We start from the raw sequence: 23,306 nt of genomic DNA on the forward strand, positions 1-23,306 counted from the left end.
AGTAAAATAAACGGTTTCTAGAAGATATATTTTGCGTTGTTGGGAAGAATTCCCCTTACACTACCACTGACTTTGTCCAAGTTCTGCTTGATGCTGTGGAGCACATCGACTTTACGAACAACACCTGTGTTCGTGTAGGTGGTCCGACGGGAGAAACTGTTTTCTTTTTGTTTCTTTCTTCATTTGGTTTCTACCTAATCAAACCTTCTCGGGTTGTGACCTTTGGTGGATCATTCATTTTTGAAATCGTGATTTCCTTAGATGGTTCCAATCTGAGACCTTAAAATATTCTTTTTCTTTAAGATAAGTAATAACATCTTTCACCGAATTAAATGAGAACCTTTGATCTCGTATTGTACAATGGTCGTGGTACAAATCCAACGCTGAGCCTTCTTCGATACATAAAACATACTTATCCTGTAGGTTACTTTTTTCTCTAAAGACTGTATAGTCCAAGAAAATTTTTTGTCCATCTGTTTCGTATTCATAGCTTACTCTAAGTGTATATCCATTCATCATCTGTATCTTGAATTCTTCTTCGCTGAGATTCTTGGATTTATTTATCAATTTTAGATTATGATCATCTCTCACCGATATCACCTCTTCGTATCATCAATGGTTATTGTGTACTTGTTTTTATTATCTTTTATGTTAATATGAGGAGAATTAGCATGAATACTGTCCGGGGGATGACCATACATTTTTCCAGTAGACTGATCTACCAAATAATCTGTATGATATGCAGTTCCATCATATGCTTTAAACGCTTTTAAGGATTCTGGCGTTGATTTAGGCCCAGCACCTGGAAACTTTTTAGCTTCAGGAAATGTCTGCATTCGTAAAGCATTAGCTTCCCTAAATGAACCAGCTGTTGCTTCACCGGTTTCTTTTAGATTTTTGGACTTTTTTAGAAAATCAGAATTCTTCTGAAATTCGAGAAGTAATTGTTCCTGCCGTTTCGCATCAATAACTTTGTCTGTAGCAGTTCCTATTTTTGCTGCCTTGTTTAAGTCTACACCTTTATCGACAATCTTCGCAGCTTTTCCTGCTTTGTAAGCCTTACCCAATCCTGTCGTATAGGGGACAAATAATCCTACCGTGTCCATACCCAGTGTTTTCCAATTCTCACCACCTTTTCCACTACCTTTAGTGGCAATCACATAAACGTCCCAGATCATAAACCCGATATCACCAAGCGTATCAATAGGAACGTTTCCACTCGGATCGGTGTACTTCACCGGATTATTCCTGGCATAACTGTACTTGTTTAATTGCTGCGGATCATACACATTCGGTTGGACAGAGTCAGGCTGGATAAACCTCGCTTGGTCAGGGGCATAGTAGCGTGCATTGTAATACTGCAATCCTGTCTCCCTGTCCTTTTCTTTGCCAGTAAAGAGATAGCGGTCGTTACCACCTTCAATGACTTCGCCAAACGGCAAATATTCAACCTCTTCAACAACATTCCCTGCTTCGTCAGTCACTAGAGCAGTGCTGCCTAGCGCATCAGGATGATAGAAGTATTTCTTACCATCAGGGTCTTTGCGAGCAAGCAATGTCCCATCTAAATCACGGTAGTAGACTGTGTCTCGCGCGATACCATCAGGCCCTATCTCACGTACAAAATCGTCGTGGATATAATAGGTCGTCGTATTACTCCCATCCTCATGGAAAACTACCTTTTTTAGCCGCTGACCGTTGCCATCGTACCAATATGCAGCAAGAATCCTACCGGTAGCATTTTTATCTCGTACTTTTGATAATTGGTGTTCTGAATTATACTGATAATGATAATTCGCATCTTGCATTAAATTGCCATTGCGATCATACGTCAGGTTAACGGTAACATCAATGAGAGCAGAACTTAATGGCAGTGTGCCTATCAGAAACATCAAGATAAAAAACAGTGCTATTCGCTTAGCTATGTTGATCATTAATTCATTGAATAACGTTGGTTTCATTTTCTGTAGTGCTACTTTTCTTTCCTCTGAGCTGTTTTACGGTTACAGGGGTAGGTAAGGCCACCGTTCCATTGGTAAGATTCGGTAAGATCAGGTCAATCGGGCTAAGGTTCACCGGGAATACGTTTTGCTCATAATCGACATTCGGCGATGTCGATGGTAATATCTCGTCGGTGATGTTCTTGGTGGGAAATGCATCTGTTTGATCATCATCGTTCTGGCGTGAGATCTGTTGTGGTTCAACAACGACAACACTGGGTTCTTTTGGTTTTGCTCGTTCGACTGGCGTGGTAACAACAACCATATCACCCTCATCACTTTGGCTAACAATGACCGTTGCAGTAACCCACTCACTATAGAACTCGCCATCAAAGGCTTGCATAGTACACGTTACCTCATGTCCTGGCTGGGTTCGATCAGCACTGATAGTCGTGTTACATTCATAGATCCCGGGCAAACCTGTTTTTACACAGGAGATTTCCCGTGTAGGATGTTCAGTAATACCCGTCATGCCTAGCCTGAGGCTAACACGAGCAGAGACCGAGATGACATCATCATTCAGGTCATAGGTCAGGCCACGACACGTAATGGTATCATCGGGAGAGGGATTTTCTGGGAAAATGGTGAGGTTAAGAGTTGGAGCAGAGTTCATTAATGGTATCAATGATAAATATACCTGTGACAGTTTTACACTGGAAAGAGTACCTGTAAACACCTGTAGCGGAACAAGACAATACCCTTGCTCGTCAGGTACACAACCCGCCAGATATTCCTGGAAAGCCGTGGTAAAGTTCGTAATCTCTTCAGGATTTGAAACTATGCCTTCACGAGACCAAATTGACGTGTTACCTATACCAACACTCACATTAGACGCAGCTATCTTTCGCAGATAAATGGTTCCTTCTTGAAGGTCATATCCAGAACCACTGCCATGAATAACCGGAAATTTACTGCCATACATCTGGACATCATATGCATTCGGAGAAGACCCGTTTCCTTCAAAAGAGTTAAAGGTAAACGATGCCGTATACCCATTACCTTCACCACTAAACGAGAAAACTACTGGCAAGATCAGTAGTAGAACTACCATGAGGGTGTTGTGCTTTGCCAGCATAACTGTTTTCTCGTACAAACAACGATTTGATCGTAATGCCATACTACCACTCACCTACGTGCAGCTCCCCACACTGACAATGTTTTCCCATGCATTTGAACTAACACACGTACAATACGCACCGCTGCTATCAATATAAATGTCACCAATAGCACAGGTTGTAGGAGCATCTGCTTTCGGTTCAATCCGTAAGGCAGCTTTTGAAGCTGAGTTGCTGGTAACATACAGCGACGGTTGGTCATCGAGAGCATTATCATTAGTGATTTCAACAACTGATTTCCCCGTATTACTGCTAGCAACATTACGATAAAAATAAGCAGTCCTTCTGTCCTGACTATCGCCTCTTGCAAAGACTGCCCGATTGAGATTATTTCCTAACGATTGGTCTCTAAATTGACCCGTAGCTTCAGCGGTGTCTAAATACTTGTTAGCTATCAGTGCATTTGCATTTCCCGCCTGGTCAAGCCATAACACAGACTGGACATCTGCAGCATTGTCTTGTTTGATTTGAAACACAGGTCCACTCGTTGCAGGCTTATTTCGATAAAAGAACGTCGAAGAAAAGCTGTCAATGTTCCGAGCAGGAGACATGAGGTAGGCATAATTATCAACGTCAGTCCGCAGAAACAGAGCAGCACTATTTGAAACTGCACCTTCGGTAGCATAAATCCGTGCACCAAAGGCATTGTTTGCCGCAACGCTATTTTCAACATACAGGCCAGCAACCGGTGCGTCCTGTAATATCTTCAATGCATACTGGTCATCATTCACATTATCCTGTTGGATTAAAACTACTGGAATGGCTGTTGCCGTACTGTCTAAGTTTCGATAAAATAAACTTGAGCCATAGCCATACGTTGCCGTCAGTGGGTTCACACCTAAACGTACCTGATCATTAGAACTTCGTTTAAAGAATCCCAATTGTGCACCACCTATGCCATTACCATTACCCGGTAAACCAGTAACTTCCAACACAGTAATATCTGCAGCTGTTGTTGGTCCCTGCACTGCAAGTGTTGTTGCATTGTTTTCCTGTTGCACGGTTAATGAAGGAGATAAGTTATTCGTGTGAATCGTCAGGCTCTCGTCCAAATCTTGAATCCTTCCTTGCCACCATACGACCTCTTTACGATCACTACCGTCAAAGTCAATGTTCGTACCATTAACCGCAACATCTAGATAATAGGTCTTGCCATAAATCAGAGAAGAAGGGTTTAATTCAATATCAAAATAACCGTTTTGTACTGCACTTGGAAATAACTCGCTGTACAACAACACACCACCAGCAGGCTGATCGTACATATAAACCTGTAAATCACCAGACTCAATAATATTCCCTTCATACAATGTTTTGCCAGAAAAACCAATGCCAGCCCAAACAATATGCACACTGAGTAACAACATAACCACACTGATTATCGCTAGTCTCATGGGTATAACCTCCATCAATCATAGCCTTGAATCGTCAAAGATCCGTTCACCAAAAACGAATCTTTCTTCACACGAACGTATACTTCCTTAATGCCAGGTAATGCATACGTCAAAATCTTACTTCCCGAACCATCATAAAAGGTGTCAACAATCCCGGTAAAGGGTTGAACCGTAATGGGAATCGTTTGAAGCGTTGTATTCATCCAATCATCAACAGATATCTGGATAGTAAAATTATCTGCATCACCTTCTTGAGTCTTGAATGTTAATCGAGCCCCAGTAAGAGTAAATCGGCTATCATTCACGCTGTATTGCAACGGATCGTGCTCAATATCAAAAGCATAAATCGGCTGGTCTATGATGTTCCCTTCAGTCACCTGAATAGGAGAAATGGTATAAACAACAGGAGCATCATTCACCGGCAGCACCGTAACCATCATCGTGTCTTGGGCAATCCCACCATGATTGTCATCCACAGTTACATCACAAGTACTCGTACCGTACCAGTTTAATATCGGTTGATAGCTGAACATATTGCCATAAACTGCACAATCCACGGCACTTCTGTTCTCTTTGGTGAGCATAAACAACAACGGATCGCCATCAACATCATCTGCGTAGAGCGTCAAGTCTAACGTAGAGAGTCCTGAATCCTCATCAATCGTTGATACCGGAAGACTTAAGGTTGGCGGATCATTCACCGGCAAAACCGTAATGTCGAAGGTATACTGTGCTGTCCCATTATTTCCGTCAGCTGCTTCAACCGTACAAGTTGTCTGGCCATTCCAGTTTGCTGCAGGAGTCATGGTTAAGGTTGAACCAAGAATCTCACAATTAACTGTTGCAGGATTTTCATTGACAACACTAAACTGCAAAGCATCACCATCAACATCAAAGGAATAAGTCTGCAAGTTTACATTTAACGGAGAACTATCCTCATCAAGGGATTCGTCGGGAATTGTTAAGGTAGGAGCGTCATTCACTGGCGTCACATTAATCACCATAGTTTGAGTTGTTTTTCCTAGTCTACCATCATCAGCAAGAAGCGTACAGCTGGTCAATCCATTCCAGTTAGGATTTGAGGTTAATATTAACGTGGTGTCAACAAGTGTACAATCAACCGTTGTTGGGCTTTCTTCCAGCAGAGAAAAGGTTAACAAATCACCATCACTATCACGACTGTAATCTTGGATATTCAGTCTCGCTTCACCGAAATCTTCTGCCACGATCTGCATTGGAACAAATAATTCCGGCGCATGACGGTCTGGATATTGCAGGCGTATACTGCTGGGAGCATGGACTGGATTAGTTGTATAACTTGAATTCATCTGATATCTCTCTAAATAAATGGGATTTTGGCTGCTAATATTGAGATATTTCATATCACCAATACTGTCATAGGCATAATCAACAGTATAATCTTTTGTAGGCTGTGTTGCTACAACTCTCGTTAATCGATCTAGCCAGTCATAGCCAAAAACTTTAATGATGCTGTGTGCTCCGTCGGTAATAGTGATAATGTTTCCTACATTATCGTATTGATAATAAAGATCTTGTTTCTGTGGGGTTTGAATCTGCTGAAGTCGAGCATGTTTAGGGTAATACAGCAGCGTTGTAAGGATCCCGTTCTGGTAGGATCGCTGTGTTGGTTGACTGAATACATTATAATTAAAGGTAACAATGCCACCTATCTGCTCTAACAAAGATTGAGTATTATAACTAAAAGTAATATCTTCATCTAAGGGAGATTGCTTCGTAACAACCCTGTCCATTGAGTCATAGTCCCATTCTGTTACAAAGAGAAGACCATCTACGACGTTATCTTCTTTAGTAACTCGCAAACGATTATCATAATAATAATGAGCAATGTGAGATGGAGTTATCATTCTTGAGAGTGTGCCAACAGTTTCTTCATCATAAGCGTAATTGATTGTTCCTTCGGCGGTCTGTTTTGTTGTAATTCTATTAAGTTCATCGTATGCCATCCTAACGGTGTTTCCATCATTATCAGTCTGATTCACCACATTGTTGTTCTTGTCATAGCCATAGGTCCAGGTGCCTACATCAGGATCAATCATTTTTATTTTTCTTCCAAAGGTGTCATAGATGTACGTTATCTGGTTTGCTTGATTGTCAGTAATTCCTGTCAGATCTCCTGCAGGATTGTAGGTATAGCTGGTGATGTACGTCTCACCAGGGTTATATTCAGTAACCGTCAGAATATTGCCATAGGCATCTTCATGCACATCTTTTCGATGCAGATTTTCATCATACATTAATGTATTGCCATGGAAATATGTTGTAAGAACTTCCGTATCATCAGGATTCTGTATCTTTGTGGTTCTGCCAAGAACATCATAACTGTAACGCTTAGTCTCAACCGGCAATGGCAGTGTATAGCCACTAATTGATACAGAGTAGGGATTGCTTTCTTTGCTGATTCTGAGCAAGGGATCATAATAAAGATCATAGGTAATAAAATCTGGTCCTTGACTTTCATGTTTGGCTTGGATAAGATTACCAAATCCGTCATAATGATAATAGCGGTCAAAGGTTCGCGTATCATTCTCTTTACTTTTAATAATAATCAGCTCAGGTGCACTGCCATTGATCTGATAACTATATGCAACGGTTGGCAAGGATTCAGTATCATACGGCAAAATCTCTTTTGTTTTCCGACCGAAGATATCGTAACGAGATTCTATTTTATAACCATTCGGATCCTCAACCCAAAGTAAATTTCCCGTACCTGCATCATACTGGTACTTTGTTACTTGTTGTTTGGCATTCGTGACATTTGAAACAAAGATATGACTAGGATCATACATTGTTACCGTAGTATATCCACGAGCATCGGTTTGTGCTATCACATTCCCATAAGAATCATATAAAAAAGAAACGCGTGGATTCTCGCCAGTTGCTAACCATTGCTCGGCAGATTCAACATCTCCAAACGACGTATAACTATAATTCTGCCGGCGAACTAAAGTGACATCATCAGATCCATATAACGACTGCTGTAATGACCTATCAAGAATCCATTTGTCTGCATTGTACCAGTAACTGGTATGTTCGAACTTTTCGTCACCAGTTAAAGCGATATTTCCGAACAACGATGTCTTGATTACATTGCCAAACGAATCATAATCAAAGTTCTGTTGCGTTATTAAGGGATCAGCAATTTCTCCATCATACAGCGATTCTTTGCTGGATTGTAACGTCACGACGGTATACCCTCGCACAGGCGTGGTCACAAAGGTATTTTCAAGAGTCTTGAATGGTCTCGCAGCACTATCAAACAGTTCTGTCTTGTACTCTAATCCCTTCTTAACATCATCCTGGTAGAACCAATGCTTTGCAGTACTTTGGTCTGGTAATGTCTCCTCGACATGATTAAAGCCGCGAAATTCACGTTTCTCAGGATTAAATAAACCATTACGATATCGTATGCTTGTGCGAGAAGTAACACTATGATCTCCGGTCATGCCATTGGTTCGTTCGACAGCAGTAACAACCCAGCCATTCGATCCTAAATCAATGACCTGATCTCCACCAGTGTTATCAAACGAAGAAATCGTCTGGTAATCGATCTTGGTGACATCACCATAGATGCCTTTAACTTCTTTTAACAGATACTGTTTCTGGTAGTTGTTGATTAACGTCGTATGATTGGTTGCATTGTGGGCATGGATGATATCACTAATACCATCTCCGTTAATGTCGTCAAGTGTAGTACCATACCAATTCAATTTGAATCCAGCAGGCACTACCCAGCTATCTTCTCGTGTCCAACCCCTGCCATTATTAATCCAGGTAATCCTTGTATTCCCGTCATTTTTCACAAGATCAGGAAGACCATCACCGGTAATATCAGTTAATGATAGTCCCTGATTCACGCCATCAACAATAAATAATGCTTCTTGAGGCAATAGCCAGGTATCATCCTGAACAAAGGATTTACCGTCATTTAAAAAAGTTATACGTATAGTGTTGTCAGTACGAACAAGATCGACAAAACCATCTCCATTCACATCACTAAACCTAACACCAAGATCAAGACGGCCACCAGCATAGGCAATAAAGGCAGACTGAGGAACAATCCAGTCAGTAGTTTCTTCCCATCCACTATCAGTTCGCAACCAGGTTTTGCGTTCAAGGTTAGTTGCCTTGACAAGGTCACTCTCGCCATCACCATTCACATCAATAAGTCGAACACCTGTATCACGGAAATCATACGGAGAAAAGGTACATTGCTGGTTCTGGTAGGTTGTTTGAATATCGTACTTAGTCACCTTGTAATGACCATAACCAAAGTAATCATTATCCTTCATGACATCCCAATCACATGCAGGAACACTATTCGCAAGAGCATTATCTAATGGTTCTTGGTATTTTCGAGCATATATTCCCATGGTGAGATAAGCCGAGGTATATTCACCATCACAACCAGAACCACATGGCCATTTGTCCCAGTTATCGCAAACAACCTCATGTGGTGTACAATAAATCGTGTACGTACCAGCCTCATCACAAATCTCATTATTGAAATCATCCCATTCACCATCGCCATTACCAAGACGAGTAGCATCAAAACTATAACCTGGTTCGGCAATATAAGTGTTGTTCCAAAAGGCATTATCATAACCAGTTAAAAACCCTTCATCTGAGCCGCCTGCAAGGGTTGATAACCACGAATTAGGATCACGATCAGCAGCAAATCCGATACCACTTATACCTACTAATGGAACACCATCACAATCTTTGTTGAAATAAGTGTTCGTAGTCGTCAGATCATAACATTCTGAATTATCATTGGGATCTGTTTTTGGACTACCCGTATATTCAAACTTAACACACACATTGTCACCAGTTTTCCAACCACCGCTCGTCCAATATACTTGATAATTATTTCCATAATCCCAGTACGGATACACATTATCTTCATAAGCAACAGTTCCTGATCCTACACAATCCTCCCTCAAACAGAATCTTGTACAAGTATCACCTTGACACTGTACACCTCCATCAATATGTCCTGCAGGACACCAATTCGGAGTACATTGTGTTGGTGCAGGAGCTTCTTCAACGAAACTCACGTTCAACGGTAGACTAAGAGGATTCTGTTGCCATCCATTACCCATGTTCTCTTTAAACGTATTAATGGATGATACCCCCGAAACAACTTTCCATAAGTCAATCTTCGTGTCAGCCAGAAAATCTAAAAAACGAACACCTAAATCATTACCGTACTGATCAACAAATCCTTTGGATAGAAAATTCGGGTTGACTTGTCTTGAATTCCAGCCTCTTCCATTGTTGATCCAATAATCAAAATTATCTGAATTATTCATCCGAGCAATATCAGTTAACCCGTCACCATTAATGTCAAACATTCTCACTCCCTGATCACGATCAGTACCAAAAATAATTTCTGAAGGGACACTCCATGAAACATTCTCGGTCCAACCAACAGGATTTTGGTAATAAGAGAATTCTATTGTCGGAAGCTCTGAAACAGCATCACTTCCGATATGACGAATCTTCTTGAGCAAGTAATGATTGTCTATGCCTTGATAATCAAACACATATTTTCGTACCAGATTCTGTTTGTTTTCTACCATAATGGCAGAAAGTAATCCACTCTGTACGATCTTGGTTCCATAACTATACCCATAAAACGCACGTTGCGTAAAAGTATAACTGAAAGTAATCGTGTTATCGCCATAGATGATCTTCGACAAATACATTGCCTTGTCTGTTCCAGGATTCTTAAGATACTCATAGGTGATCGTATTCCCGTGAACATCAATAACCTGATCAAGATACCAGACACTGGTATAAGTTTCCAAGCTTGATTCAAGCGTGCTGCTTGTTGTTGAACCAAACCGATATGTAGTTCCATCCTTACTCTTCAATAACCAGCCATTGCCATCTCGCGTAATATACATGTAGGTCTCATGCTCAGTATGATACAACGAATCAACCGTATCATACACTAATTTCATGGTCATGCCATTCAAACTCACAGAGAACGTATCATCGCTGCTATTCGATCGGGTATGCTCAATATCACGATAAATAAAATCCGTACTCATGCCCCAGCCTGTCCCTACAATACCTTTTCTACTACCCTGATGACTATTGTAGTTTATCGTAATGGAAGGTTGTAATCCATTAACGCCGGGAGGAACTTGCAACGGATACGAATAACCCGCTGAGCCACTAAACAAGTCATTCGTAAAAATACCTTTACTCGCAAACTGACTTAACAGGTTCGTTGGCAGTGTGTTCTTACCAATAGATTCCAAAAGATCTGGTAACGTAGTAATAACGTCTGGATCCATATCAAGCGGTACTTCTACTGCTTGAGATCCCTCTACAGGAAGTTGTTGTTCCTGAGTATCAATGTTTTCTCGGTCTGCAGGAGGAAAATACAAGGAAGTAACATCAGAAACTACGATGTCCGAATCTGTAGAAGCTGCAGAGCTAAACGGAGTTAGAATAATGAGGAGAATAGAAACATAAGCAACAATTCTTTCTGTAACTGTTTTTCTTAAGGTATCTTTCATCGTTAATCATCTGTTTTAATCTTTAAGCAACTCTTTAACTATCTCGTCCATTTTATCTTTGAATGCTTTGATCTGAGCTAAACACTTTTTTTCTTCATCTGTTGTCGGTTTAAAGTTTCTTATTCGTTGATTAAGATATTCATCGATACAGATTTCAGGCATAGCTGTCTTTTTATCAAATTCATTTCTTGAGAATGCTCCTTCCCACGAAATATAATCAGAATGGTCTAGTATTAAGGCGTCCCATATTTTTTGTAATTCTTTACTGTTTTCTGGGAAATCAGGAATGCCAATAAGATCTAAATCTTTAATTAGCCTCTTTATATTATCTTTATTCATTTTCTACCTCCCTATGGTTTTGGACTGTGGTAGCTATAGAGTGTTTCATAGCTATCAATATAAACCAATTCTCCGGTCTTGGGATTTACTCTTCTAAATCCAGGTTCTATTCTACCAGTTCCTGTAAATGGCTTCCATTCATCGTAAATTTTACTCACCTGAACATAATCTGATTCTCTGGGCTTACCAAAATTAGATTTAAATTTATTCGCTTCAACTGTAAATTTATAGGGATTGTAGCCAGCAGGATTTGTTCTAACTTTACTTTGATGCTCCAACATATTCTTATAAGAACTACTTTCTCCTCCAGCAGCCCATGATTTTTCTATGTATGCAGATTTAAAAGTTCTTCCTGCTCCTGCAGTTGCTCCACCAATAAGGGCGTCAGTTGCAATGCCTGCAGGACTCAAAATATCCTTCGTGACTTTCTCTCCCTCTAGAACATTTGCAGTTGCAGTTCCAGCTCTACCTCCAGCGACTCCCGAAGCTGCACCAAGACCCATTTCTGCACCTAAACTTAATCCAGCTCCTCCTGCAACAAGACTTCCAATACCTAAAGTTAGGCCCGCAACTCCCCCACTTGCTGCACCGACAGTTGCGCTTTTGCCTACCTGATGCCAGTCTACTGTCCCTTTAGTAATAGAAGCCCCATGATACAATTGAGTAGCAAGATTAATAGTTCCGCCGGTTACACCTCCAATAGCAATACCGATTAACCCAAAAGCAAGGGTAGGACTCTCACCATTTGGATCCATATACTTAACAGGATTATTCCGTGCATAACTGTATTTATTTAATTGCTGTGGGTCATATATATCAGGTTGTGCTATATCAGGCTGGATAAACCTTGCTTGGTCAGGAGCATAATACCGAGCATCGTAATACTGCAATCCTGTCTCTCTGTCCTTTTCTTTGCCAGTAAAGAGATAGCGGTCATTGCCACCTTCAATGACTTCACCAAACGGTAAATATTCAACCTCTTCAACCACATTCCCTGCTTCGTCAGTTACCAGAGCGGTACTACCCAGTGCATCAGGATGGTAGAAATATTTCTTGCCATCAGGATCCTTGCGAGCTAATAACACGCCATTATTATCATAATAGTATTGGGTATTTTCAACACGACCATCAGGTCGAACTACTTGCACAAAATCATTGCCTACATAATATGTTGAGGTATTCGTTCCATCTGCATGATATTCTATCTTATACGATCGTTGACCTAAGTGATCATACTCATACTCAGCAAGAATCCTACCGGTAGCATTTTTATCTCGTACTTTTGATAATTGATGCTCGGAGTTATACTGGTAATAATAATTCGCATCTTGCATTAAATTGCCATTGCGATCATAGGTCAGATTAACCGTAACATCAATCAAAGCAGAACTCAAGGGAAGTGTGCCTATCAGAAACATCAAGAGTACACTTACCGACAATAAACGCTGAATGGTGATCACCGAAGCACCCCCAAGTGATGAAAATAGGCTTGATTTAATAAGCCTTGTGGTCGTTCTTTCGAAGATCTTACGGTGGAGCATATTTTTTATAGAATTATAGAGTTTCTCTAACAAACTCCTTTCGAGCTAACCGAAAAATCTCCTATTAGATGAGCAAAAGCATTATTAAGAAGATGTTTTTTATGAATTCCATGGACAGTACGCTGATTGGCGTTTTTAGTTTGTGAGGATGGTTTACTATGGGATTATTTGACAGATTCAAAAGATCTAGCGCTTCAAAAGAAGAGTTTTATTTAAAAGAAGATCCAGTCCCGCAAATAAAATATGAAATCAAAGATGGAATTATACACTTCCAAAGTCTAAATCTCATCAACGTACTGGGGGTTGATTTACGATTGAATAAAACACGCTACAGACTTTGCAATTGGGAGGGATTTCACATTTTTGTAATGGGATTCATTTCTGGTTGGGGTTCAATACAAGGTATGATTCAATTTAGTGATTCATTGAAAAAAGGAAAGATACCTGATATGTTAAAAGTGGTTAATGAAAAAGAACTAAACGAAATAAAAAACTATACTCCCCCAGAAAATTTTTTCGCCATTAAAGAGAAATTAGAAAATATGAGCGAACCTGATGTGCAAAAAATAAAGAAGATCAAGGAGATCCTAGGGGATGATAAATTACTTTGTTCATATGCAGCAGACCATCTAATCTTTATCGTTGAATTTATTATGCATCATAAAAAAATCCAAAGAAGCAAAGATAAACCGGTTGCTGAAATAGAAAGTTTAATCTATAAAAAACCTTTCTTTTCAGTAGATCTCAATAATAAAATGGAACTAAGATTAGTCAGATTTTTTATCTTGCGAGATAAAATTACCCCCGAAGATGCAAAACTAATGCTCCCCGTGGTTAAGAACATTCTTTATGGCACTATCTTAAATCAACCAGGGATTAAAATACCAAAAGAAACTATTCAACTGGAAATAAAGTACTTCAAAAGATACATTAATATTTTAGAAAGATCAATACAAGACAATGCAACAATAGAGCCTCTATTTTTGGAATGAGAACATTTTTTGAAAAAATACAAGAAAATAAAGTTAGGAACATACAAATAATAAAAGCAGAAGATGAACACCATGGAAGATAAATTTCTGAAACTATATACTTACTTAGTAATTGTTGTAGGTTTGCTGAATTTTTTTGCAGGAACAATTAAACTGATTTATGACCATATCTCTGTTTCGATACTTTTAGGCTTAGCAACCATAGTAGAATTTCCTCTTATGCTAATATTGTCATTAATAATCATTTTTTATGTATATTTCAAGAGATATAACAAATTTTTATTAATATTACCAATCTTTTATCTAGTTGTCTATATTATCTTTTTAATCTACGGAATGCTCTCTACATTAAAAGGTAATAATGTTTTAGACCTGTCTAATCCAGAAAATGTTACGAGTCTCTTGCTCACTGATATGTATTATCTTGTTCAAATTATCTTTGCGGGCTATTTATTGAAAAGAAGAGGAATCTTTTTTATGAAAAGAGAAAAAAGAAAACCAAAGCGAAGTAATCTCTTTGGAATTATTTCAGCCCTATTAGGGATTATTTCTCTTATTCCACTTATTGGACTCTTTACAGGTATAACCGCAATTGTCATGGGAGTAGTAGATAGACGTAAAAATAAGAGTATATGGGGAGTACTAGGAATTATTCTAGGTATTATTGGTATTGTAATAACTCTTGGTGTGGGATCTTTCATCTATTTTGTATTCATGCAACGTGGTGGAATGTATGATAACATACGAACTGAGTTAGCCAAAGAACAATTGATAAGCACAATAAATACGATAGAAGCATATAAAGTAAGACTTGGCGAATATCCTCAGAATATTACCCAACTATCCTCAATTGGAGATAAAACCGTGTACATTGATCAACTCCAATTGGGGGGATTCGAACAAAAAGAAGACGTCTACTTCTACTACGAAAATCTCGGTGATTCTTATTACCTTTTTTCTCGAGGGATTGATGGAATACCCTTTACGAATGATGACGTGTATGCTGAAGAAGAATTTCTCACAGGAAACATCGGATATAAAAGACCATAAGAATTAAAGAGCGAAAATCTTTCGCTATACTTCGGAAGAAAACCGAATATTCTATCGGTAAATACATAAAGATGTTCCATTTACCCAGAAGCATGAAAAAACCAAAAATTGTCATTATTATGCTCATCCTCACTATATTAGCAACCATAGGGCTTTTCTTTAAAGTAATTGATATGAACGAAAGGGAGATACTCATAGAGGTACTAGGCCCTATTCTCGGTAATTTCGAGTATGGCATGAACATCTTTTACTTTATTTTTTCATTGGCTTTGGTGGTTGGATATTTCTCTGCAAAGCAATGGGCATGGGAGGCAACATTCTACTATTACGGAATTTATTTTGTTGGGCAGATTATCAGCCTTGTCTATGGAATTTTCCATCCAGAAAAACTTGCTGAATTAACGAGTATGCTTCGATATGGAGATGTTCGACCACTGCCTTTTCCACCAGAATTTTTTGTCTATGTGACTTTAGCAGTTACCACCATTCAGACGACCATAGTCTTTTTTATCCTACGAGCTGTATATAAGAACAAAGAATATTTCAGGAACTAAGAGTAACATTGAGGAATAACATTTATATAACACCTCGTGTTTCGGCATGAGTTTTTGTTGACACAAAACCACCTGACCATAAACCATGGCCAGACTATCAAAAAAGCAAGGTGAGGAAAATGAGGCTAAGAAAAAGAGGTATCTTTTCATGGTCATATATGATGATAGGCATTTTAGTGCTTGTTGTTGTTATTCTGAGTAGTCTATTGGTGAAGAATATTTCTCGTGCTGACCAACAAGTCGATGGGGCAGCAAAACAAATTGAGACTGAATCCTGTGCTGAGGATTGTGAAATAAAAGTGACGAACCATTTTGCGAGTGGTGATTTAGGATCTCCCGAGGTTGCGTATTCCAACACCAAAGGATATGGAGTCATCTTTATTGACCTTGAAGTTCCTGAGGGTCAATGCGAAGTCAAATTCAGAACCTCAGAAGGGCAGGTAGATATTACCATCAATACTGTAACGTTTTCCAATATCACCACAAAATATCTGTGGAATTATCAACCTTTTGATTGTCAACTGCTGAATGGAAATTATGATAAGGTTAGGATAGTCTCACATTCTGAAACCATGAGCACCTATTACGAGCTTGGGAACAGTGATGCCCATGTTGATCAGTATACCCAAGACGGTGAGAACTGGCTGGAAACCTCGAGTAATGACATGGCCATTGATATTATCAAGAGATAGAAATAATTTCCGCTGTAACCGTAAGAATTATAAAGCAGCCATACCCAAGGAACTACTGGTATGATTATCCAAGAGATATGGACTGCTATGCGTGATTTTCTTGTCGAGCACAAGAATCTTCCCTGGTGGGCAAAAATAATCATCGGAATGGTATGGATTCTCATCACAGCCATGATTATCCTTGTCTGGTTTACTGATTCTGCACGAGATGTTGGTGCTTTCTTCGTCTGCCCATCAATGGGTTGTGATGATAGTAATCCCTGTACCAAAGATACTTGTGGATGGACCCTGAAAGGTAAGGATTGTCTACACACTTCTCTTTCGGGAAAGCAATCGTTGTGTAATGAAAGAATCGGGCCATGTAAACAGCAAACCTGTTATGAGGGAAGTTGTAACCTCGAGGCTGAGAAGGAATGTTGTGGCAATGATATCTGTGACCAGAGCGAGGATTATGCCCACTGTGTGGTTGACTGTGAAATCAGTATTACTGAACATTATACTCCTTCTGAGACCGTAAGCGAGGCATATGCTGATGCCGCTGGGTATAGAGTAACCTTTAAACAGATGCAGCTTCCTGAGGGAGAATGTTTCTTGAAATATAAGATTGGTGATGGTATGGTTGACATCACGATCAACAACCGTACTTCACCTGATACGCAGACATACTGGGGTTGGAATTATTATTCCTTTGATTGTTCGCTCCTGCAAGGGATTGATGATACCATCACGATCATGAGCAAGAACGCAAGCATCAGGATCTTTTATGAGAAACAAAGTCAAGACGATCATGTTGATTACTATACCTTTGACAGAGCTTCATGGATAGGTCATGACGGAGACATGGCCATTGATATTGTACAGGACAGAAAAGCGGTAGGGGAGTAATTGTTTCTTATGTCTTGATGTTCATTAATATAATCTATTTTCAATATTTTTATCTTTTTCATAATTTTAACTCCTGTTACCCTATTTTTTCTAGCCTTTTTTGAAAACCTTCTTTATCTTTCTGTCTTTCGTTTAATTGGCTCATATCGGCTCAGTCTTCTCAAGTAATTCTGTTTTGGGGCTGAATAGGATAACAATAACAGTATTTCCTGTGGAGTGAACCCCTGAAAGTAGTACCAATAACTTTTCCGTCTTTATCTTTCACACCGAAGTAGACTGTTCCTCCCCTATGGTTCAAAAAAGAGCAAATTGTCTCTAAAGCATCATTTAATATATTTCTTCTCTACTATATACTAGAAAAACTAACAAATAATATTAAAATTTTAGGTTTTCTATTATAGTTAGACAAAACGCTTAAACCAAGTAAACAGTCGCTCAAGTACGCCCTCACTAACACAACGATTATCACTACAAACATCACTCACACATTCGTAGTTATAAGTACAAAGATCATTTTTTTGTCTCATCGTTTCCATATGATAAGAGATGCTACAGTATGTGTCATTGACCTTTGTTCCCAGAGCAACACAGTTGCCATTAAGATTGCATCCAGGCACTTCTTGCTGGTTTGAACAGGTTTTTGGTGTGCCAGAGCATCTATCAACAGTGCATGCGTTCTGATCATCACAATCTTTATCTTCACTACATGCAGAAGTAATGCATGTTCTTTCGAAGCACTCATACCCGTTATTACATCCACAATCTTCTTCGCATGAAGAACAATCTTCGTCTAATTGACAGAGAGCATCGCCACATGTTTCACAGCTACCACAGTCTTCAATACAGAAATCACAAACTTCATTTGCTTCACAATAGCCATTCCCACAAGAGGATATGGATTTGTTCACGATGCTTAAAGCCATTGCAGCATCGTTCTTCTTTTCTTTTTCTAAAGAAGGAACCTCAAACAGCTGACAATTAGCGCAATCTTTTGCACACGAATCGCATGTTTCATCTGATTCGCAATAACCATTGCCACAGATTTGAACACATGCTCCATTATCACAGACTTCATACCCAGTACATTGTTTTTGACATAAGCCGCAGTTATCGTAATCCTGATCGAGATCGACAATAGTTCCGTCACAACAATTATCTTCTTCGCAAATCTCTTGTTCATCACAGATCTCATCACCACACATGAGTTGGCATTGACCACAATCAGCGGAACAAGAGGAACAAGTTTCATGAGCATCACAATTGGCATCGCCACAAAAACTTTGACCAGTGTATATCGAAAAATCAACAATATCATAGGCTTCAAAAGGCATATTGCAAAACCGTCGGTGATCGCAGAAGTTTTTGGTGATGTTGTCTATTTTAAGGTAATAATTTTCATCAATAGTGTAGGTCTCTGTGACCTGCAGAGAACCAGTCGGTGCACTATTGACTTTTAGGAAACATTTTAAATCACTATCCCGAGAGCAAAGGAGTAATACAAAAGTATAGGTCTGATCTCCCAGTGTATGGATCGCATTTTGTTCCCCACGATAATTGTAGGTCCTTATAGTATCACGCAACACAAAAGAATCCGCACTAGCAGTCATTATATTAAGCAACAGAAGCAATGCAAAAATAGAACAAGTAATATAAGTTTGTTTTATCATCATTTTTTTCCTCAAGTTAATTTCATATATGTTTACTCACTGGTGTTATTGTAGTTCGATGACATTTATATGGTTTTTGGAAAAATAAGTAAAAAATTTACCGATATTTATACAAGAGATAGATGCAGAACACCAATTCAAACACTGAAGAGATTATTTGAACAGCAATGAGGCCAGGAGGAATCAGCTGTTCAGCAGCTGAAATGCCTTGGAGAGAGGAAATAGCGCCCCATAGGAAACCATAAAGGAAAACACCGAAATATATAACCAAATAATAGATGGGCAACACAAGGGTGATTTTAGAAAATTTGTATCTGAAAACCATAATAAGGGCTATTACACTCATAATCAGCAGGGCAGTTCCTAAGGTTCCAGTTACAAAGATATACAACAGTGAAAGATCGTTAAGAGTCTTCTTTGTGGTCATCAAGGTAAACGCATCTGCTAACCCAATTATTGCGTTAATGATGGCTAAAAAATAATAGATTTTGAAAAAAAGACTTTCTTTTTCTTTCATAGATTAAGGAAATATTCCTGACTATTTAACCCTTTCTGATTAATTTCCAGAAACCTTCCGATGTCATCCGAAAACGGGTTATAGAAGGTAAAGTAGAAATAAACGAAACGTTTAAATATTAATTCAACTATTTTCAATATAAATAATAAAAATAATAAGGTGATACCCATGGGAACAATTTCAGTATCAGTAGATGATAATCTGAGAGAGAAAATACAACAATTTGATGAAGTCAATTGGTCAGCTGTAGCTCGAAAAGCATTTGAGGAGAAATTAAGGGAGATAGAACTTCTCAGAAAGCTTGCACAAAAAAGTAAGATCACCGAGAAAGATGCAAAAGAGTTAGCAAAGAACATGAATATGAGTATGGCCAGACGATTTAGAGAGATGTAGTTATGCAAATAATTATTGATGCTAATATCATTATAGCAATGCTCGTTAAGCCAGGGAAACCTATTGACTTGTTCTTTGATAGCAGATTAGATCTATATGCACCACAATTACTTTTTGAGGAAATGGAAAATAATAAAAAAGAGATTTTGGAGAAATCACAACTTAGAGAAGATGAATTTGATTGGTTGTATCGTACACTTCAGCAGAATATTACGATCATTCCTGAAGAAGAATTTTTAAGATACCGAGAGAAAGCTGAGGAAATCTGTCCACATAAGAAAGATGTAGTTTACTTTGCATTGGCTCTCTATCTTCAATGTGCTATTTGGTCAAATGAAAAAGTATTAAAGAAACAGAAAAACATCGAGATTTACGCAACACACGAATTAATGAGATTATTTGAGAAAAAACCTTCTTCAAGAGAAGCCTAAGTCCCACCAATATGCACGAACATTGGTTTCTTGCATTATTAAGTAACTGTTCATAATATCTCCAAACACGAAATTCTTTCATTCTCACCAAAATATTTTCAAAAATTCTACCCAAAGGCATATAAAGTTTTTTCCAGTGAAAAGTGCTTAACGAAACATCCGAATCATAACATGCACGCCACCATTGTGGCAGCTGACGGATTGCTCAAGGAGCAATCCTACGCAACACCCCGAAGGGGACCCGTTGCGTCAGCGCCCGTATGGCGTGCGGCGAGTCGGGGTCCCTTATGGGGTGGCTCGTAGGGCAAAACCGAAGATATGAGGTTTTGACCGTCGCACCGCCATAAATGGCGCTGCAGTATTAAAACAACGTTGAGTTGAATAAAACAAAGCAGGTGAACCAAGATGATGACTAATGAAAAGATTCTGTTGCACTATCTCCGGAATAATGCACGGATTAGCTTAACTGAAATAAGCAAACGAAGTGGTATCCCTTTATCGACAGTTTTCCATACCCTTAAGCGGTTGGAAAAAAAGGTTATTGCACGGCACGTTTCTCTTCTTGATCGAGAACAGCTTGGCTATCCTCTCCAGGTATACTTTCTCGTGGCAAGTGAAGAGAAAAAGGCACTCATCACCTTTCTTGTCCACCATCCAGCCATCAACACGGTTGTCAGACTTCTCCAGGATTATGATGTCATGGCAGAGGCTTACTTCAAGAACATGAAAGAACTCATGAGTTTTCGAGAACAACTCCAAAACTTTGGAATTACCCACCATGAGGAGATTCCTATTATTGAAGAACTGCAGAAGGAAAGTTTTAGCGTGAACCATGAGTTCCGGTTACCTCCCGAAGTATTTCGAGAATCTTTCCCAAAGGGCTATTAATGCAAAGGGATTTCTTGTTATCGTATGGTAAACGATCTCGTGATTATTGCACAACTGAGAAAGAATGCACGGATGACGCTCACTGAAATGAGTAAGAATACGAACGTCCCTGTTTCGACACTCTATGAAAAAATAAAAGCCTACACCGGCAATATTATCAAACGCTTTACCGTTGATCTGGATTTTCCAAAGCTAGGCTACAGCATCCAGGTGATGATGCTTGTAAAAGCAGGCAACAAAAAAGAAGAACTCAGTCTGTTTTTGCGGACAAATCCTCAGGTCAACACCCTTTTCAGGACCAACAATCATTTTGATTACCTGGTTGAAGCAGTATTTCGGGACTTGAAAGAACTTGAGGAGTTCAATGAACGACTTCTGATTGATTTTCATGTCAAAAAAAGAGAACTCTTCCATCTTGTTGAGGAACTTGAGCGGGATGCATTCCTTACTCAGGGAATTCCCATGGCAGAAATACAGCGAAAACCAAAACTCGTATGGTATAAACGGGTGAAGAAGAGTTATCCATTATCTTAAGAATCATGTTCATGCATATTTGTCAATATGTTGTACGGTAGCTCTACCGATGGCATCATGGACTTGAACTTGCAAAGTTTCTAATTGTTGGTCTAATACACGAGCAATGTATCCATATCTGTTTTGATGATACTGAACAAGGGGATGAATATTAATTATCGATGTTGCCTCAGTACGATGAACACCGACCCTTCCCTCATGATAGATAGGAGCCAGTGCTGCACATGCTCTATCAAAGGCGGTAAGGGAGTCATAGACTCTTCCACATACGTCGTGGTAAGCAGCAGGATCGTTGCTTCTCGTTCTTTCATGAGCAAGAGCAGTGTAGATTTCTGCAAAGGCAGTACGAACATGAGTGGGAATGGTTTGCTCTTCAACACTATCAGTTTTTGCAATAGTAGCAGTAACATCAATTAAGGAACGGAGTCCTTTAAACGGTGTCCCTCGTGGAGCTATAGTCTGAGGATCGCCATCATAGTGAACAAAGGAATCAATGAAGCGTGCACGGAGGTATCGTGAAGGATCAGGAATATGCTCTGCAAGGACATGTCCTTTTTCGCCCAACTCATTCTTTCCATACACTAAACGGTTATCAGCCAGTTCAAATAATGCGCGTGGATGTAACTCTTCTTCAGAGGAAGCAACACCATAGGTTGCACGAAGCTGGAGTGGAATGCTTGTACCATTATGTTCCACATCCTTAACTCTTTGAAGCTCTTCAGCAATAGCTCGAGCAACAGAAACCGCATCATCTTTATTACCATAGACGACAACCCCAAACTCATCACCACCAAACCTTCCGGCAATAGCAGGAGAAAGGCCTCTATGGTGTAAAGCACGAGTAACTGCACCACCCATTGCCTGGATAGCTCTATCACCAACCATATGATTATATGTTTCATTAATCTGCTTGAATCCATCAAGATCAAAGATGATAACCGAGAGGGGTTCAGATGTTACCAACGCATCTTCAAGTAAGGAAAAATACGCTGCCTTGGTTAGGATGGGCTCTCCACACATGGGATCGTAACGTGTAGTTTCTAGCTCTGCTCTCAGTGTTCGAGTCCTAGCCCGTTCCCTTCGTAGCAATTCCAAGCCAATGCCATGCAATGCTTGGGCTTGTTGTAAACGAAATTCTAAATCGTCAGGAGTCATGGCGAGAAAGAGGATTTCATTCCTTTATAAACCTTTTGTTTTAACCACTCAAGAGTACTAAACCTATTCCTCTCACGTACATTTATATAGCAATGGTACTCCCCAACCATACTACGCCCTTGTAGTCTAGCCTGGATAGGACACGAGGTTGCGGACCTCGTAACCTGGGTTCGAATCCCAGCAGGGGCGCTTTATCAAAGTCAGAGTTTTACTGTGGTTTAAGATTTGAAAATACTAACCAAGAGATTTTGTAACAGGTACTGCAAACGACAGGTTTAAATAGTTGATCTATCGACTATATCGTTGATATTTTAACAGTTGATTGGTATGTTAAACGAAACCGAGTTAAAAATATTGTCTGCCTTCTTCCCTCAAGGACTAGAAAGAACTACAAAAGAGATAGAGGACCGCTCTGGTTACTCTCACGAACGTGTTTATTCTACACTTAGAATTTTAGGCTTGCTGCATGAAAGAAACCTACTTGGCTTTAGCCAAGAGATGAATTTCATTGTATAAGCAGCAAGCAAAAGTTTTTGTTCTAGCGTTTTTACTTCTTAATCGACTAAGAAAAAAGCAATTAAGCGAACCAAAAT

The 23,306-nt window shown here is 39.3% G+C and carries 20 protein-coding genes and 1 tRNA gene; 10 read left to right on the top strand and 11 right to left on the bottom strand.

Annotated features, from left to right (window positions below; all coding sequences use genetic code 11):
• Positions 1-234 precede the first annotated feature (234 nt).
• From HYW21_05835 to HYW21_05865, 7 genes are read right to left on the bottom strand one after another with little or no spacing between them, the layout of a single operon-like run.
• Entirely contained in the window at positions 235-591 is a 357-nt protein-coding gene (locus HYW21_05835; GenBank protein MBI2548844.1) for a hypothetical protein, read from the bottom strand.
• Between the two features lie 5 nt (positions 592-596).
• Positions 597-1,961: a hypothetical protein gene (locus HYW21_05840; GenBank protein ID MBI2548845.1), complete on the bottom strand. Its 1,365-nt coding sequence runs from the start codon at positions 1,959-1,961 to the stop codon at positions 597-599.
• Entirely contained in the window at positions 1,939-3,117 is a 1,179-nt protein-coding gene (locus HYW21_05845; protein MBI2548846.1) for a hypothetical protein, read from the bottom strand. The genes HYW21_05840 and HYW21_05845 overlap by 23 nt, the downstream gene beginning before the upstream one ends.
• 12 nt (positions 3,118-3,129) lie before the next feature.
• Positions 3,130-4,506, bottom strand: a complete 1,377-nt coding sequence (locus HYW21_05850; protein MBI2548847.1) for a hypothetical protein — start codon at positions 4,504-4,506, stop codon at positions 3,130-3,132.
• Positions 4,507-4,520: 14 nt separating this feature from the next.
• The gene (locus tag HYW21_05855) at positions 4,521-11,075 is read right to left on the bottom strand and encodes a tandem-95 repeat protein (protein ID MBI2548848.1); all 6,555 of its coding nucleotides are present in this window, start codon (positions 11,073-11,075) and stop codon (positions 4,521-4,523) included.
• Positions 11,076-11,090: 15 nt separating this feature from the next.
• Entirely contained in the window at positions 11,091-11,414 is a 324-nt protein-coding gene (locus HYW21_05860; GenBank protein ID MBI2548849.1) for a hypothetical protein, read from the bottom strand.
• Between the two features lie 11 nt (positions 11,415-11,425).
• Entirely contained in the window at positions 11,426-12,874 is a 1,449-nt protein-coding gene (locus tag HYW21_05865; GenBank protein ID MBI2548850.1) for a hypothetical protein, read from the bottom strand.
• 239 nt (positions 12,875-13,113) lie between these two features.
• Between HYW21_05865 and HYW21_05870 the strand changes: the two genes are divergently transcribed.
• The 5 genes from HYW21_05870 to HYW21_05890 all read left to right on the top strand — a co-directional run bounded on the left by HYW21_05870 (position 13,114) and on the right by HYW21_05890 (position 17,128).
• On the top strand, positions 13,114-13,947 hold the full coding sequence (locus HYW21_05870) for a hypothetical protein (protein ID MBI2548851.1): 834 nt from the start codon (positions 13,114-13,116) through the stop codon (positions 13,945-13,947).
• A gap of 72 nt (positions 13,948-14,019) precedes the next feature.
• Entirely contained in the window at positions 14,020-14,997 is a 978-nt protein-coding gene (locus HYW21_05875) for a hypothetical protein (protein MBI2548852.1), read from the top strand.
• 92 nt (positions 14,998-15,089) lie between these two features.
• A complete protein-coding gene (locus HYW21_05880) occupies positions 15,090-15,551 on the top strand; it encodes a hypothetical protein (protein ID MBI2548853.1) in 462 nt (153 codons plus the stop codon).
• Between the two features lie 119 nt (positions 15,552-15,670).
• Positions 15,671-16,243 (top strand): hypothetical protein, encoded by a 573-nt coding sequence (locus tag HYW21_05885; GenBank protein MBI2548854.1) that lies wholly within the window; start codon positions 15,671-15,673, stop codon positions 16,241-16,243.
• A gap of 60 nt (positions 16,244-16,303) precedes the next feature.
• Positions 16,304-17,128, top strand: a complete 825-nt coding sequence (locus tag HYW21_05890; protein ID MBI2548855.1) for a hypothetical protein — start codon at positions 16,304-16,306, stop codon at positions 17,126-17,128.
• A 160-nt stretch (positions 17,129-17,288) separates the two neighbouring features.
• Here the strand turns inward: HYW21_05890 and HYW21_05895 are convergent, their stop codons facing one another.
• The 3 genes from HYW21_05895 to HYW21_05905 form a co-directional block, all read right to left on the bottom strand.
• A complete protein-coding gene (locus tag HYW21_05895; GenBank protein ID MBI2548856.1) occupies positions 17,289-17,462 on the bottom strand; it encodes an ATP-binding protein in 174 nt (57 codons plus the stop codon).
• Positions 17,463-17,529: 67 nt separating this feature from the next.
• Positions 17,530-18,795, bottom strand: coding sequence for a hypothetical protein (locus HYW21_05900; protein ID MBI2548857.1), 1,266 nt, complete (start codon positions 18,793-18,795; stop codon positions 17,530-17,532).
• 97 nt (positions 18,796-18,892) lie between these two features.
• Positions 18,893-19,312 carry a hypothetical protein gene (locus tag HYW21_05905; protein MBI2548858.1) on the bottom strand — a complete coding sequence of 140 codons (420 nt, stop codon included), beginning with the start codon at positions 19,310-19,312 and terminating at the stop codon, positions 18,893-18,895.
• Positions 19,313-19,480: 168 nt separating this feature from the next.
• On the opposite strand from HYW21_05905, the gene HYW21_05910 reads away from it, so the two are divergent.
• The 4 genes from HYW21_05910 (at position 19,481) to HYW21_05925 (ending at position 21,558) form a co-directional block, all read left to right on the top strand.
• The gene (locus HYW21_05910) at positions 19,481-19,705 is read left to right on the top strand and encodes a hypothetical protein (GenBank protein MBI2548859.1); all 225 of its coding nucleotides are present in this window, start codon (positions 19,481-19,483) and stop codon (positions 19,703-19,705) included.
• A gap of 2 nt (positions 19,706-19,707) precedes the next feature.
• The gene (locus HYW21_05915; protein MBI2548860.1) at positions 19,708-20,136 is read left to right on the top strand and encodes a hypothetical protein; all 429 of its coding nucleotides are present in this window, start codon (positions 19,708-19,710) and stop codon (positions 20,134-20,136) included.
• 405 nt (positions 20,137-20,541) lie between these two features.
• A complete protein-coding gene (locus HYW21_05920) occupies positions 20,542-21,024 on the top strand; it encodes an Lrp/AsnC family transcriptional regulator (protein ID MBI2548861.1) in 483 nt (160 codons plus the stop codon).
• A gap of 24 nt (positions 21,025-21,048) precedes the next feature.
• The gene (locus HYW21_05925; protein MBI2548862.1) at positions 21,049-21,558 is read left to right on the top strand and encodes an Lrp/AsnC family transcriptional regulator; all 510 of its coding nucleotides are present in this window, start codon (positions 21,049-21,051) and stop codon (positions 21,556-21,558) included.
• 9 nt (positions 21,559-21,567) lie between these two features.
• Here HYW21_05925 and HYW21_05930 read toward each other — a convergent pair whose 3' ends face one another.
• The gene (locus tag HYW21_05930) at positions 21,568-22,713 is read right to left on the bottom strand and encodes a GGDEF domain-containing protein (protein MBI2548863.1); all 1,146 of its coding nucleotides are present in this window, start codon (positions 22,711-22,713) and stop codon (positions 21,568-21,570) included.
• Positions 22,714-22,828: 115 nt separating this feature from the next.
• On the opposite strand from HYW21_05930, the gene HYW21_05935 reads away from it, so the two are divergent.
• Positions 22,829-22,902: transfer RNA gene (locus tag HYW21_05935), tRNA-Arg, on the top strand.
• The last annotated feature ends 404 nt before the right edge of the window (positions 22,903-23,306 follow it).

Source organism: Candidatus Woesearchaeota archaeon, assembly GCA_016187565.1.
In the GTDB taxonomy this organism is placed as follows: Archaea; Nanobdellota; Nanobdellia; order Woesearchaeales; family JACPJR01; genus JACPJR01.

Excerpts from the sequence above, each read along its gene's own strand:
- HYW21_05855 (MBI2548848.1), bottom strand. The coding sequence starts at position 11,075 with ATGAAAGATACCTTAAGAAAAACAGTTACAGAAAGAATTGTTGCTTAT.
- HYW21_05900 (MBI2548857.1), bottom strand. The coding sequence starts at position 18,795 with ATGATAAAACAAACTTATATTACTTGTTCTATTTTTGCATTGCTTCTG.
- HYW21_05915 (MBI2548860.1), top strand. The coding sequence starts at position 19,708 with ATGCAAATAATTATTGATGCTAATATCATTATAGCAATGCTCGTTAAG.
- HYW21_05860 (MBI2548849.1), bottom strand. The coding sequence starts at position 11,414 with ATGAATAAAGATAATATAAAGAGGCTAATTAAAGATTTAGATCTTATT.
- HYW21_05930 (MBI2548863.1), bottom strand. The coding sequence starts at position 22,713 with ATGACTCCTGACGATTTAGAATTTCGTTTACAACAAGCCCAAGCATTG.
- HYW21_05845 (MBI2548846.1), bottom strand. The coding sequence starts at position 3,117 with ATGGCATTACGATCAAATCGTTGTTTGTACGAGAAAACAGTTATGCTG.
- HYW21_05880 (MBI2548853.1), top strand. The coding sequence starts at position 15,090 with ATGAAAAAACCAAAAATTGTCATTATTATGCTCATCCTCACTATATTA.
- HYW21_05870 (MBI2548851.1), top strand. The coding sequence starts at position 13,114 with ATGGGATTATTTGACAGATTCAAAAGATCTAGCGCTTCAAAAGAAGAG.
- HYW21_05925 (MBI2548862.1), top strand. The coding sequence starts at position 21,049 with ATGGTAAACGATCTCGTGATTATTGCACAACTGAGAAAGAATGCACGG.
- HYW21_05840 (MBI2548845.1), bottom strand. The coding sequence starts at position 1,961 with ATGAAACCAACGTTATTCAATGAATTAATGATCAACATAGCTAAGCGA.
- HYW21_05850 (MBI2548847.1), bottom strand. The coding sequence starts at position 4,506 with ATGAGACTAGCGATAATCAGTGTGGTTATGTTGTTACTCAGTGTGCAT.
- HYW21_05875 (MBI2548852.1), top strand. The coding sequence starts at position 14,020 with ATGGAAGATAAATTTCTGAAACTATATACTTACTTAGTAATTGTTGTA.
- HYW21_05905 (MBI2548858.1), bottom strand. The coding sequence starts at position 19,312 with ATGAAAGAAAAAGAAAGTCTTTTTTTCAAAATCTATTATTTTTTAGCC.
- HYW21_05890 (MBI2548855.1), top strand. The coding sequence starts at position 16,304 with ATGATTATCCAAGAGATATGGACTGCTATGCGTGATTTTCTTGTCGAG.
- HYW21_05885 (MBI2548854.1), top strand. The coding sequence starts at position 15,671 with ATGAGGCTAAGAAAAAGAGGTATCTTTTCATGGTCATATATGATGATA.
- HYW21_05910 (MBI2548859.1), top strand. The coding sequence starts at position 19,481 with ATGGGAACAATTTCAGTATCAGTAGATGATAATCTGAGAGAGAAAATA.
- HYW21_05920 (MBI2548861.1), top strand. The coding sequence starts at position 20,542 with ATGATGACTAATGAAAAGATTCTGTTGCACTATCTCCGGAATAATGCA.